Origin of the sequence: Winogradskyella psychrotolerans, assembly GCF_018860545.1 — a bacterium.
GTDB classification, from domain to species: domain Bacteria; phylum Bacteroidota; class Bacteroidia; order Flavobacteriales; family Flavobacteriaceae; genus Winogradskyella; species Winogradskyella psychrotolerans_A.
In genome coordinates this window covers 643,310-658,510 of the sequence record NZ_JAHKPN010000011.1, presented here as the reverse complement: position 1 = coordinate 658,510, position 15,201 = coordinate 643,310, and the positions used below count along the sequence as shown (strand labels likewise).

Genomic DNA, 15,201 nt, shown 5'->3' with positions numbered 1-15,201 from the left:
GTAATCCGTATGAAACTATTCTTTTTCTTTTCATGTTTTACTGTTGCACTTAGCTTATATGCTCAAAATTCTAAAGAAGAGGCAGATCACCTTTATAATACAGGTAATTTTACAAAGGCCATTGCGACCTATAAATCATTAGATCATTTAGATCCCGTTTACTATGAGATTGCAAAGTCATATATGGCTATCGGTAATTATGGGGAAGCTATAGTAAATTACGAAAAAGCGATTACAGCCAATCCAGAAGACCTTTTGTTACAATATGAATACGCTAAACTTTTATCTCGAACTAAAAAGTACGATAAGGCAAATCAGCTGTTTTCAAACTTAATTGCATCCGATAGTTTAAATCCCAATTACTATTATGAGTTAGGTATTGTATTAGAAAAGCAAAAGGATACTACGGCATTACAAGAGTTTATTAATACTTATACTCTAGATGACACCCATCAAAAAGCGATTTTTAAGATTGCAAAACATCATTTAATAAAACGAAATTTTGTAGAGGCTCATGGTTATATCGATCGCGGTTTAGAAAGTTATGAAAATAATGTAGAGCTAATTAGCTTGAAAGCACAAACCTATTACCATCAAGAGTATTATACGCATGCTGTAAGTTGGTTTAATAAGTTGTTAGATTTAGGTGAAAAATCAGAGTTTATTCATGAAAAGTTAAGTTTGAGTTATGCCCAAAATTCAGATTATGAAGATGCGATTTACCATAGAAAACAAGCTTTAAAATATAGTCCAAATGATGCCAATGCTATTTTTGTAATTGGTAGTTATTATCAAAGCTTAGAAAATTTCGAAGAGGCTGAAAAACATATTTCATTGGCTTTGGTGCTCAAAGATCTCCCGCTTTCTGACGAATATCAACAATTAGGCACCATTTTTAATCGGCAGAAGAAATACGATCAAGCTATTAAAGCCTTTCAAAAATCGTTAAAAGAAGATCCTACTAATATGATGTCTGAGTTTTTCTTACTGAGAACTAAAGATGAATATTATGCTGATGTTGATAGTAAAATTAAGCTGTACGAGCAATATATTGAGAAAAATAAAAAAAGCCCATTTTTGAGTTATGCTCAAGGGAGATTAAAAGAATTAAAGGAGGAAAAGTTTTTAGAAGGAGACTGAAATTTCCAATACGAAATACAACCAACACCATTCTTGTTTTTATTGTCTAAAAGCGAAGTGGTCTAGCCTCATTTTGAATAAAATATCGTACTTTTCGCTATTAGAATGCTAGTAATGAATCGAATTGTTTGTCTTTTAATCTTGCTTGTCGTCACCTCGTGCGATTATTTTGAAAATAAGAAAGTTTATCCTGAAGAGCTTCTTGAGGAAGAACTTCAAACGTTTAATTGGAACGAGGTTGATACCTATCCAACATTTACCAATTGTGAATCTTTGACTGAAAAAGAAGAACGAAAAATCTGTTTTCAGAACACCTTAATTACTAATGTCAATCACTATTTAGAATCACAAAATTTAGTAGTTTCTAATGATGTTAATGATACCATTACGTTAAAAATTATAATTGACAAAACCGGATTTTTAGAAGTGGAATCTATTAATGTCCATCCTGAAACGGTTCAAGAAATTCCTGAAATTGACAGTTTGCTACGTCAGAGTTTAAAAGGTGTTCCTAAAATATATCCAGCCATTAAAAGAAATCAGCAAGTCACCACTGCGTTTGAGTTACCAGTGATTGTGAGAATTAATTAGAGTTCTCTAGCTTCCTTTGTACGATTTTTTAAACCCTATACACAGTAATTTCAAATAAGAATAATCAAAGCTGTTATTTAGAAAAGCGTCTTCCTTTCCATTCATATGTTTTAAAGAAGGATAAAAAGGCGATGTAGACGTTAAAAATTGGATATACAAGACTTGAAAACACAAAAGAATATAAAAGTACTTCCTGTTTAAAAAAACGTACTGTTTTAAATAATAATAAGAAATCAATACTCCATTTAATAATAAATAAAGCAATGGCTATTTTAAGTGTGATACTATTGAAATATACGGCTGGAATTAGTCCTAAACACACCAAATTTCCTAAAAACACTATTAATCCAACGACTTTCGTAAACCAATTTTTATTTTGACTGGTTTTAGCAGCCCAACGCAAACGTTGCTGAATTAAATCTTTAGTGCTTTCTGCAGGATTTGTGGTGACAATCGCATTATTAGATTTTAGATAATGTACGTTTTGAGCATCTTGTTTTATAAATTTTTCCAGAAGAAATATATCATCTCCACTAGCAATAGTATCATTCCCTTCAAAACCATTAACCGAAAGAAATTTTGATTTTTGGTAGGCAAAATTAGCACCATTGCATAGTATTGGTTTTTTAATTCCGAAACTACCCATTGTAGCACCTTGTAAGCTTAAAAAATCTAGAGTTTGAAAGCGATTTAGAAAAGAGGTATTTCCATGATACGTCACAGGAGCAACGATACAATTTGGGTTGTTCTGTTGAATGAATTCATCAAAAGTATCGAGCCAGTATTTTGGAAGGATACAATCGGCATCTGTTGTTATTATCCAGTTGAATTTTGAAACTTTAATAGCTGATGTTATCGCATCTTTTTTAGGTGAATTTGAAATTCTCTTATTTTTAATAATTTGAATATCTCCAAATCGAGTATCATCCGTTTTGCTTGATGTACCGAGATAATTTTCTATAATCGCAACCGAATCATCTTCAGAATCATCATCAACCAAAATAATTTCAAACATAGACTTTGGGTAATTCAGTTTTAAAATTGATTCTAATACCTTCGGAAGGTTTTTAGCTTCATTTCGAAACGGAATAATAACAGAGAATTTCGTTTTAGGAGGTAAATCTTGTACTTTAAAATCATCAACCTTATCAAACCCATAACTCAGCCAACCTATAATACATAGATAGATAATTATGGCAAAAATGAATATAAATGATACCATTATTCTATTGGTTTTGGAAGTTTAAAGTTAAGCACAAAATAACTTCCAAATAGACTCGGAATAACAAAATTGAGTAGCCACATGAGCGTTGTAATAGATAAAACGATAAGCTCATTCACATCAAGATAACTAAACAGAAATACGGCAATACTGCCTTTAATCACCATGTCAAAAATTGAAATGGTGGGCACAATCGACGCCAATAAGTACATGCTTGTTATGACGATCATAGCCTCATCATAATTGATGTTAACACCAAAGACAGTAAGCAAATAATAAAACTGAAATGAGAAGATTAAATATCGAATTAAAGACCATCCTAAATTTAAACCATGCACTTTTAAAGGAATCGATTTTATAAAATTGAGTATAGAAGCGATTGAAAATCCTTTTACTTTGAGACGTTTTTGAGTCATGCTCAAGAAAGCAATCAGTCCAATCAATAAAATAAGGGTTCCAACAGTTGCAACTTTCCTATAATTTATATCAAGTTGGTAACGATTCACAAATAGTATAAAACCAACACCACCTAAAATAGTGGTTATGGTCATTTGCGCCATGTTGCCTAGGAGGTTGAGTAATATAATTTTTGTTCTAAAAGTTTTGGTGTAGTAAATGGCTTTTGCTCCATAATCTCCAATACGATTTGGTGTGATTAACGAGGCTGTTAAACCGCCTAAACTTTGTTCTAATGCTGATTTAAAGGAAATAGATTTAACAATGTTGACTAATTTTTGCCATTTTAAAATTTCGAAAAACCAGTTTAAAAGACTTAAAACAATCAATATAATGGTGTTTTTTAATGAAAAAGTATCATTTTCGTTCAAAAAAGTCACAAATTTGTTGAATTCTAAATTTTCGTTTTTAACAATTTTAGAATAAATAAAACAAAATGCGCCAACTACAATACTCAACTTAATAAGTACAAAGAAGAATTGTTTAATTTTGTGAGGTATATTGTAAGGCATACTACAAATAAAATCAAAAACTAACAGATGCAATACTATTTTAAACAATACCTTTTCTTTTTTGTTGTCGTTTTTATAACGTTAAATAGCCAGGCGCAACTAAAAGACACTGCACAATGGAAAGCGATGTTTGCTGTAGGGATTAATTACCCAACAACAGACGGATTTGTAAAAGGCTCTTATGCTAAGGCTGTAAATTTTCCAACTGTAAATTTAGGAATTCAACATATGCTAAAACGTCAATATGGTGTAAAACTAGATTATGGTTTTAGTCGGTTTAAAAATGATGACGATTCACCAGATTTTAAAATTAATTACTCCAGAATTAACGCTCAGTTTGTTTTTGATCCTTCAGAGTACATAGGTTTTTTGCCCATGCGCTTAAGAACAGTTGTGCATGTTGGCCCAGGTATCACCTTTGTAAAACCATTGGGAACATTAGGAGACAATAAACAGACGTTTATGAATCTTATAGGAGGTGTAGAGTTGCATTATGCTATAAACGAAAAAGTTTCCGTTTACACCGATGTTGCTTACGTTTATGGATTGACGTCTTTAGATAATTACGAACCTGCACTGAATGGTTTAGGAGCTTTTAATGGCAGTGTTTTTAACCTTACCTTTGGCGTGGCAGTTTCGTTAAGCGGTTGTCGATATTGCGATTAACTAATAGGATACATGAGCAAAGAAAAAATTATTTTAGGCATAGATCCTGGAACTACAATTATGGGGTTTGGACTCATAAAAATTGTGGGTAAAAAAATGGAATTTCTGCAACTCAATGAGCTCATGTTAAAAAAATATGATGATCATTACCTTAAGCTAAAACTTATTTTTGAACGTACTGTAGAACTCATTGATACGTATCATCCCGATGAAATTGCGATTGAAGCTCCGTTCTTTGGTAAAAATGTACAAAGTATGCTCAAATTAGGACGCGCGCAAGGTGTGGCTATGGCAGCAGGTTTGTCTCGTGAAGTTCCGATTACAGAATATGCTCCCAAAAAGATTAAAATGGCAATCACCGGAAACGGAAATGCCAGTAAAGAGCAAGTCGCTAAAATGTTACAAAGCATGTTAGGACTTAAAACAATTCCTAAAAATCTAGATTCCATGGACGGTTTAGCCGCAGCCGTTTGTCATTTTTATAATGAAGGTCGTGTTGAGGTTGGGAAGAGTTATTCTGGTTGGGCTTCTTTTGTGAAGCAGAATGAAGATCGTGTTAAGAAGTAAACAGTTTACAGTCGTAGTATTCCGTAAAAAATAGTAAATGAGAGTTATTATCTTACTTTTAATATGTAGTCAGTCGCTTTTGAGTTTTTGTCAAGGGCAAGTTGAAATGAATGCTGTTGCTCAAGAAGATTGGTATCAATCTCAAAAAATTAAAGATTCATTAATTCTTGAATTAAAAATTCTAAACAAAACGGACTCAACATTTATAGCTTCTTTTGAAGCCTCAGAGAAACTTTGGAATACTTTTGTTGAAGAGCAATTTAAACTCAAATTCCCAGCGTATGAATCTTGGGAAACAAGACGAGAAGTTTACGGAAGTCAATTTGATATGTTGCATTTTAATTTTTTGAAACTCTATTGCGATTTAAGAATTTCAACGTTGTATGACTTATTTGAAGACTAAGAAAAAAATTGAATGAAACCCACTGCAAACGGGGATTGAATACTGAAAACTAATATGAGCGGCATCTACATCCACATTCCATTTTGCAAGCAAGCATGTCATTATTGCGACTTTCATTTTTCAACCTCTTTGAGGAAAAAAGATGAACTCATAAATGCGTTATGTCAAGAATTAGAACTTCGTAAAGATGAATTCCAAAATTCCAGCGTAGAAACAATTTATTTTGGAGGTGGAACACCAAGCTTATTAACTAATGAAGAGTTAGAATTTATTATAGATTCCGTTTATAAAAATTACAAGGTTTCTGACACCCCAGAAATTACACTTGAAGCCAACCCAGATGATTTATCTAAAGACCGAATAATAGAACTTTCTAAAAGTTCCATCAATCGTTTATCTATCGGTATTCAATCTTTTTTTGAAGCCGATTTAAAATTGATGAATCGCGCACACAATGCAAACGAAGCTAAAGAATGTTTGTCTGTGGCGACGCGGCACTTCGATAATATTTCTTTAGATTTAATTTACGGCATTCCAGGATCTTCAAACGCGCAATGGTTAGAAAATATAGAAATGGCATTAAGTTTTAATGTGCCCCATATTTCAAGTTATGCCTTAACCGTTGAACCAAAAACAGCGTTAGCGTCATTCATAAAAAAAGGAATTATTAATAATGTAGATGATGAGCAAGCGCATGAGCAATTTCATCTTTTGAAAGCTAAATTAGAGGCTTCAGGATTTGTACATTACGAGCTATCTAATTTCGGAAAAGAGGGTTATTTTAGTAAAAATAATTCGGCCTATTGGCAAGGGAAATCTTATTTAGGAATCGGACCTTCGGCCCATTCATTTAATGGGAAACAACGAGGCTGGAATGTCAGTAACAATTCAAAATATATTAAAGCAATTCAACAAAACGAGTTGCCAATAGAAATAGAAACTTTAACCAAAACAGATCAATATAATGAATATGTAATGACGGGTCTACGAACTATTTGGGGAGTGTCGTTTGATAAAGTTGAAAGCGATTTTAGTAGTGCTTTTAAAGATTACTTAATTGAACATTCCAAAATTTTTATAAATCAACAATTATTGTATATTGATGATGGGCATTTACGCGTCACGAGAAAAGGTCAATTTTTATGTGACGGTATTGCTAGTGAATTATTTAAAATCAACTAAGCGTGTTAGCAACAATAAAATTCAAATCAAAAAAAAGAGTCATAGATTTATCTCAACCCTTAGATATTTCAATTCCAATTACAGGACAACCAAATAATGTTAATGCTTGGTATGTAGATCCCCCTAAGATTGTACCAGAAATTATAGATGGGGAAACAATTAGTGTAGCCGATGGTGCTGCAGTTAATTTTAACACCATAACTTTTAATCCGCATTCACATGGTACGCATACCGAAACGGTTGGTCATATTACAGAAAAATTCTATTCTATAAATCAGCATTTAAAGCAGTTTTTCTTTTTGGCAGAGGTCGTAACGGTTGCACCAGAAAAGTTAGGTGAGGATTATGTGATTTCACGTAAACAATTACAATTTGCATTAGGTAATAAAAAGCGCGAAGCCATTGTGATTAGAACCATGCCAAATACGCGTGAAAAACACACTAGACAATACTCAGATACAAATCCAACCTATTTATTGGAAGAAGCTGCAAATTATCTAAAATCTAAAGGGATTAAACACCTTTTAATAGATCTACCAAGTGTAGATAAGGAACAAGACGAAGGTGAACTTTTAGCGCACAATGCGTTTTGGAACACCAGTGGAAAACTACGACTAGATGCTACAATAACCGAATTTATTTACGTGTCTAATAAAATTGAAGACGGAGAATATATGTTAAATCTTCAAATTGCACCATTTGAGAATGATGCAAGCCCGAGCAAACCAATTTTATATAAAGTAATAGACTAATTACATGTGACATTAGCCTTGTGCAAGTGTCATATACTTAAAGACGCATGGAAACATTTTTTATAATTATCATTAGTATTTTAGTAACCTTAGGTTTGGTGACTATCTACAACCAATGGAAAACTAAAAAGGTTTCTGATGAGCAATCGATTTTAATATTAGACAAAATAAAACGGGTTTGTAAATTTGTAACCGTCGAAGGTGATTTTGCAGAAATATACCATTATGAAGACGTAAAAGCGAAATTCCTAAAACTTATATCTAGTCGAAAAAAAGCATTAGTGGTGATAAATGCCAAAGCACACATTGGATTTGATTTGAGTAAAGTGCAGATGTCTGCTGATTCGGCATCAAAAACAGTGACATTTTCTCATTTTCCTCAGCCTGAAATTTTATCCATAGAAAGCGTATTAATTATTATGATAAACGCGATGGTATGTTCAATAGGTTTGAAGCGGCCGATTTAACCGATTTACACACTAAAGCAAAAGCACATATTTTAGATAAAATTCCCGAAAGTGGACTATATAATATTGCAAAACAAGAAGCCTTAGAAGCCATTCGTCTGATTGAAAATTTAGTGGAAACTATTGGGTGGACCTTAGATTATTCTGCTTTGAAAATTGAAGGAGATGGTGATAAGAAGTTACTAAAATGAACATAGAAGACTACAGAAACTATTGTATGAAAAAAAAGGGAGTCACCGAACATTTTCCTTTTAATAATGATGCACTTGTATTTAAAGTCTGTAATAAAATGTTTGCACTAACCTCCTTACAGCGCTGGGAAAATGGAGAAGCTTTTATCAATTTAAAATGCGATCCAGAATATGCTCAAGAACTACGTGCCGAATACGATAGTATAAAACCAGGTTACCACATGCACAAAAAGCAATGGAACAGTGTTTATGTACATTCTGGAGAGCTCTCTCCAAAACTCATAACAGATTTAATAGACCATTCTTATGAGATGGTAGTGAAAGGACTTCCAAAGAAATTGAGGGAAACGCTGTAAAACGGCTTTTCCATTCGTCGACACTTATCTACCATCCGTCTATACTAAATAGCGCTCAACCGAATTATAAAATGCAATCTAATCAATTGATTTATCTTGCCATGATACATATAAATTTAGTTGTAAATGAAAACCCTCAATATTTTACTTATAGAAGATGACATGATTGAAGTGATGAAGCTTAATAGAGCTTCTAGTTCGCTTCAATTGAAGCATAATGTTACCGAAGCCAATAATGGTGAAGAAGCTTTAAGTTTACTTGAAAATAAAGATAGTTTACCCGATATTATATTGTTAGATTTAAACATGCCAAAAATTAGTGGTATTGAGTTTTTAAAGATTTTAAAAGCTGACGATAGATTAAGATATATACCTACTATTATTTTAACCACCTCAAATAATCAAAGAGATTTATTAGAGTGTTATGAAATAGGCATTGCTGGTTATATTTTAAAACCATTAAAATATGAGGATTATGTTTCTAAAATCGAAAAATTATTGTCGTATTGGAGTATTAACGAATTAATTACCGCATAATGAAAGGAATCGTATTTACAGAGTTTTTAGATCTTGTAGAGGAGAAGTTTGGATTAGAAATGGTGGATAGAATCATTTCAAGTTCTGAGCTAGAATCCGACGGAATTTATACGTCTGTTGGTACGTATAGCTTTTCTGAAATGTTACAACTACTGCAGCATCTTAGTGAAAATACTGGGATTTCAATAGACAATTTACTGTTAGTATATGCAGAACACTTTTTTAGTGTTATTGAAAACAGCTATCCAGGACTTTTAGAAAGTTACAGTGACCCCATAGAAATGTTATCTTCTATAGAAAATCATATTCATATAGAAGTACGAAAAATTTATCCAGATGCGGAGTTACCAACGTTTGAGGTTATTAAAAAAACTGAGAATTCATTAGTTATGGATTACAATTCTAGTAGAGCCATGCATCATTTTGGATTGGGTTTAATGAATAAAACCTTCGAATACTTTAATGCTACAGCAACGATAGATTTAGAGAAAATAAAAGAAGACGGCACCAAAGTACGATTTACTATTACTAAAAATTAATGAGTCAAGATCAAATTGATATTTTAAAACGCACACTCGAAAGAGAAAGGAAAGCGAGAAAAGCCGCTGAGAAAATTCTTGAAGAAAAATCAAGAGAACTCTACTTTACATCACAAAAATTAGAAAATTTATTAGATGAAAAGTCCTCTCAATTACAAGGTGTTTTCGAAAATATTATTGATGCTTTTGTCCTAATGGAAATTAATGGCACCATTTTAAAATTTAATGATGCTGCTACCAAATTATTTGGTTACGATATAAAAAATGATACTGTTAATGTTTTAAGTTTGGTTCATAAAGATGATTACCAGTATGCTATGGCCTCTTTTGAACAACTTAGAACAAAAGGCTACTTTAAGAACTACGAAGCCAGAATCTATACAAAATCTAAAGAGGTTAAATGGGTACATATCAATGCGAGTTTAGTATATGATAGAGATAATAAACCCATTGCAGCTCAGGGAATTGTTAGAGATATCACTCAAGAAAAGGCATTAAAAAAAGAGCTAGAGGATCAAAAGAATCAGCTGAGTATTATTATTAATAACTCACCTATTGGAATCTCACTTTCCAAAACCGGCTACTCAGGTTTACTTCAAATTAATCAGTCATTAATTGATATGTTGGGGTATTCTTCAGAGGAACTAAAAACAATGCGAATTCAAGATATAACGCATCCCGAAGATGAAGAAAGGTCTAAAAAAGCAAGAACACAATTAGTTAATGGAGATATTGATAAGTTTCGCTTAGAAAAACGCTACATAAAAAAAGATGGTAGTATTTTTTGGGCAAAGACCAATGTCACTGCAGTAAGAAATAGTTCTGGAGCTATCGATTACCAAGTCGCAACTATCGAGGACGTTTCAAAAGAACGCGAAGCCAAAGAAAAATTAATTGAGTCTGAAAATAGATTAGCCACACTAGTTTTAAATCTAGATAGTGGTATTATTTTAGAAGATGAAAATAGAAAAGTGGTGCTCACAAATAATAAGTTTTGTGAGCTTTTAAATTTTAATAGACCTGTTGAAGAAATCTATGGTATGGATTGTTCTGATGCTGCACAACAAAATAAAGTGCTCTTTAAAAACCCAGAAGCATTTGTAGAACGAATGAATGCCATTGATGAAGCCAAAGTTGAGGTTATAGGCGATGAGTTAGAAATGAAAGATGGTAAAATTTTAGAACGAAATTACCTACCTATTATCATTGGAGAACAATCAAAAGGATTTCTATGGACCTTTACAGACGTTACTTTAAAGCGGACATACCGTAAACGTTTAGAAGCCCAAAAGCAAAAATATTACAGCATTATTGCCAACATGAATTTAGGGTTGGTAGAGGTAGATATCGACGAAAAGATTCTAATGGTGAATCAGAGTTTTACTGAAATGTCGGGTTACGATGAGGCTGAATTGTTAGGGCAATATGCCAGCACTATATTTAATACCGACGAAGCAAAGGATACTATCGCTAGTGAAAACGAAAAGCGTAAACGAGGCGAATCTAATTCTTACGAAGTTAAAGTTAAAACTAAAACCGGAGACGAAAAGTATTGGTTTGTCAGTGGCGCACCAAACTATGATATGAATGGCAATGTCGTTGGGTCTATAGGTGTTCATATCGATATAACAGCGTTAAAAACTTTAGAACTTCAAAAAGAAAAATTACTACTAAAATTAGAACGAAGTAATGACGAACTTCAAGAATATGCGCACATCGTTTCTCACGATTTAAAATCACCATTACGAAGTATTGATGCTTTAGTAAGCTGGTTAAAAGAAGACAATAAAGGGAAGTTAGACGATATGAGTATGCGCAACTTTGAACTCATTGAAGCTACACTCGAAAAGATGGAACAGTTGATTTCTGATGTGCTCGATTACTCAAGTGTTGGCACTGAATCAAATCAAAAAGAAGGGGTTGATTTAGAAAAGAAATTGAGCAATATTCTATCTATGCTTTACGTGCCAGAGCATATTCAAATTAAGATTTTAAAACCACTACCAACCGTGAAAGGTGATGCTACCAAATTGCAGCAGTTGTTTCAAAATTTAATTAGTAATGCCATTAAATTTATAGATAAAGAGGAAGGAAAGATTACCATAGATTTCGATGACTTAAAAAGTCATTACAAATTCTCAATTACAGACAATGGTATGGGCATTGAGAAAAAATACCACGATAAAATTTTTAAAATTTTCCACGCTTTAAATAAAAGTAAAGATTCTACAGGAATAGGATTATCTATTGTTAAGAAAATTGTGGACTTACATGAAGGTCAAATCTGGCTAGAAAGTGAACCAAAAGTTGGGACCACATTTTACTTTACCCTTAAAAAATAAGAATGAAAACAGTACAGTTAGTTAAACACGCCAATGAAGATTGGGTATATATTGGTGAAAATCAAAAATTACAAAATCCTTTGGTTATCGTTTTTGGGAATCGACTATTGTTAGAAGCGACTTCTATTTACGAAGAGATTAAGGCATTATTTCCAGATGGACATATTGTTTTTGGTTCGGCTTGTGCTGAAATTTCTTCAAATACAGTGAATGAAAATAGCATAACGATAACGGCTATCGAATTTGAAAAAAGTCAATTTATCATTAAGACCAGTAATGTTCTTAATACCGATTTAGACAGCTTTAAAACCGGAAATGATTTAATTCAACAGTTTCCTGAAGACGGTTTAAAATATGTATTTGTTGTTTCGGAAGGGAGTTTTATCAACGGAAGCCAGTTGACCAAAGGCATGAGTGCACCTAGTAATAATAATCTTTTAATTACAGGCGGTTTGTGTGGTGATGATACCCGATTTGAAAAAACCTTAGCATCCTATAACGAAAACCCTAAAGAAGGCGAGTTGGTTGCTATTGGTTTTTATGGCGACTCCTTAGAAATTACATTCTCTATTCATGGTGGATGGACGCCTTTTGGACCTGAAAGAACCGTAACAAAATCAGAAGGCAACGTGCTTTATGAATTAGATGGCCAGCCAGCTTTAGATTTATATAAAACCTATTTGGGAGATAAAGCCAAGGATTTACCTGGTGCTGCTTTATTGTATCCGTTAAATGTGAAATCTACAGGCGATGAACAATCTATAGTACGTTCTATTTTAAATATAAATGAAGACGACAACGCCGTTATTTTAGCAGGTGATATCAAAGAAAATTCTAAAGTGCAATTAATGATGACTAATGTCGATAATATTGCTAATGCCTCAGAACGTGCAGCCACACAGGCTTTAGAATTTAGGAAAAACAAACCCGACATTGCTTTTTTAGTCAGTTGTATTGGTCGTAAGTTAGTTTTAGACCAGCGTGTAGAAGAAGAAATTGATGAGGTTATAGAAATTTTAGGAGAAGGCACAACGGTAACTGGGTTTTATTCTTACGGAGAAATAGCCCCTTTTCATGGAGAAACCGCTTGCCAATTGCACAACCAAACCATGACGATAACATTAATAAGTGAATAATGAATTCGTTATTAAAGCGGCAAATACGAAAATATTTAAGTGAAGATTTAAAAGCGAACAAAGACTTAGCAAAATTTCTTTCTGCGGTGGATAGTTCTTACGATAATTTTGATGAACAATCCACCATGATTCAAAGAGCCATGTCTATCAGCTCTGACGAATTATACGCGGCTAATAAAAAACTACAAAACGAGGCTAAAGAACAAAAAGAACTGATAGATAAACTAAAAGATGTTATAAATACTTTGAAGTTTTATAATCTTAAGGATGATGAAAAAGCAGATGCCGTGCAGTTAACGGGCTCTGAATTGGTTGATTTTATTGACGATCAAACCAAAGAAATCATTGAGATGAACAAACAAAAGGAATCGCTTTTAAATGAATTAGCGCACCAAAACCAAGAGCTTAGTGATTATGCGCACATGGTTTCTCACGATTTAAAATCCCCTTTACGAAGTATAGATACTTTGACGGCTTGGTTAAAAGCCGATTATAAAGATGCTTTTGATGCGCATGGCGAAAATACACTGAATCTTATTAGAACGAATGTCGAAAAAATGGACACCTTAATTAACGGTATCTTAGAATATTCGACTATTGGTAAAGATCAGATGGAAGTATACGATGTGGATTTGAATAAGTTGGTCGATAATATTTTAAGCATCATTCAAGTGCCTAGTCATATAAAAGTGACACGGACAGATTTGCCAATTATTAAAGGTGACAAATACCGATTACAACAGTTGTTTCAAAATTTAATAGGAAACGCTATCGCATACAACGATAAAGCCGAAGGTACGGTAGACGTAAGCTTTGCAGATAAAGGTGAGTTTTGGGAATTTCAGATTAAAGATAACGGTAAAGGTATTGAAGATATCTACTTTGAGAAAATCTTTAAAACATTCGAAAAGCTTGAAAATAACATAGAATCGACTGGAATTGGTTTATCTATCGTTAAAAAAATTGTAGATTTATATGGTGGTAAAATCTGGCTAAACTCAAAAATAAATGAGGGTACTACTTTTTACTTCACATTAAAAAAACAACCTCATGGAGCAGCCTAATTTATCGTATATTCATAGTATGTCTGGTGGAGACAAAGCCTTTGAACAAAAGTTAATTGCTATTATAAATGCAGAGTTTCCAGAAGAAAAGAAGGAATACTTTAAAAATCTTGCCGCGAAAAACTACAAACTTACTGCAGGAAACGTTCATAAACTTAAACATAAAATTAGTATTTTAGGCCTTGAGAAAAGTTATGAGACTGCAGTAGCATTCGAAACTAATTTACTAGAAGGCCGTACAACACTTCAAGACGAATTCGAATCTATTCTAACGACCATGACTAATTATTTACAACAGTTATAATTAGGAACGCATGAATTGTATTATTATTGATGATGAGGCTACAGCAAGAGCAATCATAGGGCAGCTGTGCTCTAACGTAGATAGCTTAACTGTTTTAGAAGAATTTCCTAATGCGATGCAAGCTATAAAGTACTTAAATCAGAATGAAATTGATTTAATATTTTTAGACATTCATATGCCCGATTTTACAGGTTTCGATTTTATTGAGACTTTAAAAAATCCACCAAAAATAATTCTAACCACTTCAGATCCTAATTTTGCTATTCAGGCGTTTGAGTACGATTGTATTGTGGACTATCTAGTAAAACCCATAACACCAGCACGTTTTCAAAAAGCCATTCAAAAAGCAGAAGCAACACCCAATAAATCTTCTCTTACTGATGAGTCGTCTTCAGAAAAAGTAGAAAGCAGTTCTGGTAATGATTTGTATGTGAATATCGATAGACGTTTAATAAAAATAGATATCCCAAGTATTTATTTGGTAGAAGCAAAGGGCGATTATATTCATGTGAAAACTGAAGATAAAAATTACACGGTGCATTCAACCTTAAAAAAGATAGCTGAAAAACTTCCAGATAGTATCTTTTTAAAAGTGCATCGTTCATATATTATTAATGTCGATAAAATCATTGATATCGAAGACAATAGTGTGCTTATAAAAAAAGATGTCATTCCTGTGAGTCGTTCTAACCGACCAGAACTTATGAAACGTTTAAACTTGCTGTAATCTTAATAGTTGCAGATTTTAAATAACCATTGGTCGTCACAAAAACG

17 protein-coding genes and 1 pseudogene are annotated in these 15,201 nt (G+C 32.9%); 16 read left to right on the top strand and 2 right to left on the bottom strand.

What is annotated here, in order from left to right; all coding sequences use genetic code 11:
* Positions 1 to 9: 9 nt before the first annotated feature.
* Together KO515_RS06175 and KO515_RS06170 are read left to right on the top strand one after the other, a co-directional pair.
* Positions 10 to 1,140, top strand: coding sequence for a tetratricopeptide repeat protein (locus KO515_RS06175; RefSeq protein WP_215935492.1), 1,131 nt, complete (start codon positions 10 to 12; stop codon positions 1,138 to 1,140).
* Positions 1,141 to 1,254: 114 nt separating this feature from the next.
* Positions 1,255 to 1,731 carry a hypothetical protein gene (locus KO515_RS06170; protein WP_215935491.1) on the top strand — a complete coding sequence of 159 codons (477 nt, stop codon included), beginning with the start codon at positions 1,255 to 1,257 and terminating at the stop codon, positions 1,729 to 1,731.
* A 73-nt stretch (positions 1,732 to 1,804) separates the two neighbouring features.
* Here the strand turns inward: KO515_RS06170 and KO515_RS06165 are convergent, their stop codons facing one another.
* Positions 1,805 to 2,953, bottom strand: a complete 1,149-nt coding sequence (locus KO515_RS06165) for a glycosyltransferase (RefSeq protein WP_215935490.1) — start codon at positions 2,951 to 2,953, stop codon at positions 1,805 to 1,807.
* Positions 2,953 to 3,921, bottom strand: a complete 969-nt coding sequence (locus KO515_RS06160; RefSeq protein WP_215935489.1) for a lysylphosphatidylglycerol synthase domain-containing protein — start codon at positions 3,919 to 3,921, stop codon at positions 2,953 to 2,955. Before KO515_RS06160 ends, KO515_RS06165 begins: the two co-directional genes overlap by 1 nt.
* A 27-nt stretch (positions 3,922 to 3,948) precedes the next feature.
* Here KO515_RS06160 and KO515_RS06155 point away from each other — a divergent pair, with 27 nt between their 5' ends.
* The 14 genes and pseudogenes from KO515_RS06155 (at position 3,949) to KO515_RS06090 (ending at position 15,154) form a co-directional block, all read left to right on the top strand.
* Positions 3,949 to 4,587 (top strand): cell envelope biogenesis protein OmpA, encoded by a 639-nt coding sequence (locus KO515_RS06155; RefSeq protein ID WP_215935488.1) that lies wholly within the window; start codon positions 3,949 to 3,951, stop codon positions 4,585 to 4,587.
* A gap of 12 nt (positions 4,588 to 4,599) precedes the next feature.
* Positions 4,600 to 5,154: a crossover junction endodeoxyribonuclease RuvC gene (ruvC, locus tag KO515_RS06150; RefSeq protein ID WP_215935487.1), complete on the top strand. Its 555-nt coding sequence runs from the start codon at positions 4,600 to 4,602 to the stop codon at positions 5,152 to 5,154.
* Positions 5,155 to 5,191: 37 nt separating this feature from the next.
* On the top strand, positions 5,192 to 5,557 hold the full coding sequence (locus KO515_RS06145; RefSeq protein ID WP_215935486.1) for a hypothetical protein: 366 nt from the start codon (positions 5,192 to 5,194) through the stop codon (positions 5,555 to 5,557).
* Positions 5,558 to 5,611: 54 nt separating this feature from the next.
* Positions 5,612 to 6,739, top strand: coding sequence for a radical SAM family heme chaperone HemW (hemW, locus tag KO515_RS06140; RefSeq protein ID WP_215935485.1), 1,128 nt, complete (start codon positions 5,612 to 5,614; stop codon positions 6,737 to 6,739).
* A gap of 2 nt (positions 6,740 to 6,741) precedes the next feature.
* The gene (locus KO515_RS06135) at positions 6,742 to 7,491 is read left to right on the top strand and encodes a cyclase family protein (RefSeq protein ID WP_215935484.1); all 750 of its coding nucleotides are present in this window, start codon (positions 6,742 to 6,744) and stop codon (positions 7,489 to 7,491) included.
* Positions 7,492 to 7,538: 47 nt separating this feature from the next.
* Positions 7,539 to 8,149: pseudogene (locus KO515_RS06130) on the top strand (DUF4230 domain-containing protein).
* Positions 8,146 to 8,505: an MmcQ/YjbR family DNA-binding protein gene (locus KO515_RS06125; RefSeq protein WP_215935483.1), complete on the top strand. Its 360-nt coding sequence runs from the start codon at positions 8,146 to 8,148 to the stop codon at positions 8,503 to 8,505. Before KO515_RS06130 ends, KO515_RS06125 begins: the two are co-directional and overlap by 4 nt.
* A gap of 126 nt (positions 8,506 to 8,631) precedes the next feature.
* Positions 8,632 to 9,042: a response regulator gene (locus KO515_RS06120; RefSeq protein ID WP_215935482.1), complete on the top strand. Its 411-nt coding sequence runs from the start codon at positions 8,632 to 8,634 to the stop codon at positions 9,040 to 9,042.
* Entirely contained in the window at positions 9,042 to 9,581 is a 540-nt protein-coding gene (locus tag KO515_RS06115; protein WP_215935481.1) for a heme NO-binding domain-containing protein, read from the top strand. The genes KO515_RS06120 and KO515_RS06115 overlap by 1 nt, the downstream gene beginning before the upstream one ends.
* Positions 9,581 to 11,923: a PAS domain-containing sensor histidine kinase gene (locus KO515_RS06110; RefSeq protein WP_215935480.1), complete on the top strand. Its 2,343-nt coding sequence runs from the start codon at positions 9,581 to 9,583 to the stop codon at positions 11,921 to 11,923. The genes KO515_RS06115 and KO515_RS06110 overlap by 1 nt, the downstream gene beginning before the upstream one ends.
* Before the next feature lie 2 nt (positions 11,924 to 11,925).
* Entirely contained in the window at positions 11,926 to 13,059 is a 1,134-nt protein-coding gene (locus KO515_RS06105) for an FIST signal transduction protein (RefSeq protein ID WP_215935479.1), read from the top strand.
* Positions 13,059 to 14,123 (top strand): sensor histidine kinase, encoded by a 1,065-nt coding sequence (locus tag KO515_RS06100; RefSeq protein ID WP_215935478.1) that lies wholly within the window; start codon positions 13,059 to 13,061, stop codon positions 14,121 to 14,123. The genes KO515_RS06105 and KO515_RS06100 overlap by 1 nt, the downstream gene beginning before the upstream one ends.
* The gene (locus tag KO515_RS06095; protein WP_215935477.1) at positions 14,110 to 14,427 is read left to right on the top strand and encodes an Hpt domain-containing protein; all 318 of its coding nucleotides are present in this window, start codon (positions 14,110 to 14,112) and stop codon (positions 14,425 to 14,427) included. Before KO515_RS06100 ends, KO515_RS06095 begins: the two co-directional genes overlap by 14 nt.
* A gap of 10 nt (positions 14,428 to 14,437) precedes the next feature.
* Positions 14,438 to 15,154, top strand: a complete 717-nt coding sequence (locus KO515_RS06090) for a LytR/AlgR family response regulator transcription factor (protein ID WP_215935476.1) — start codon at positions 14,438 to 14,440, stop codon at positions 15,152 to 15,154.
* Positions 15,155 to 15,201 lie beyond the last annotated feature (47 nt).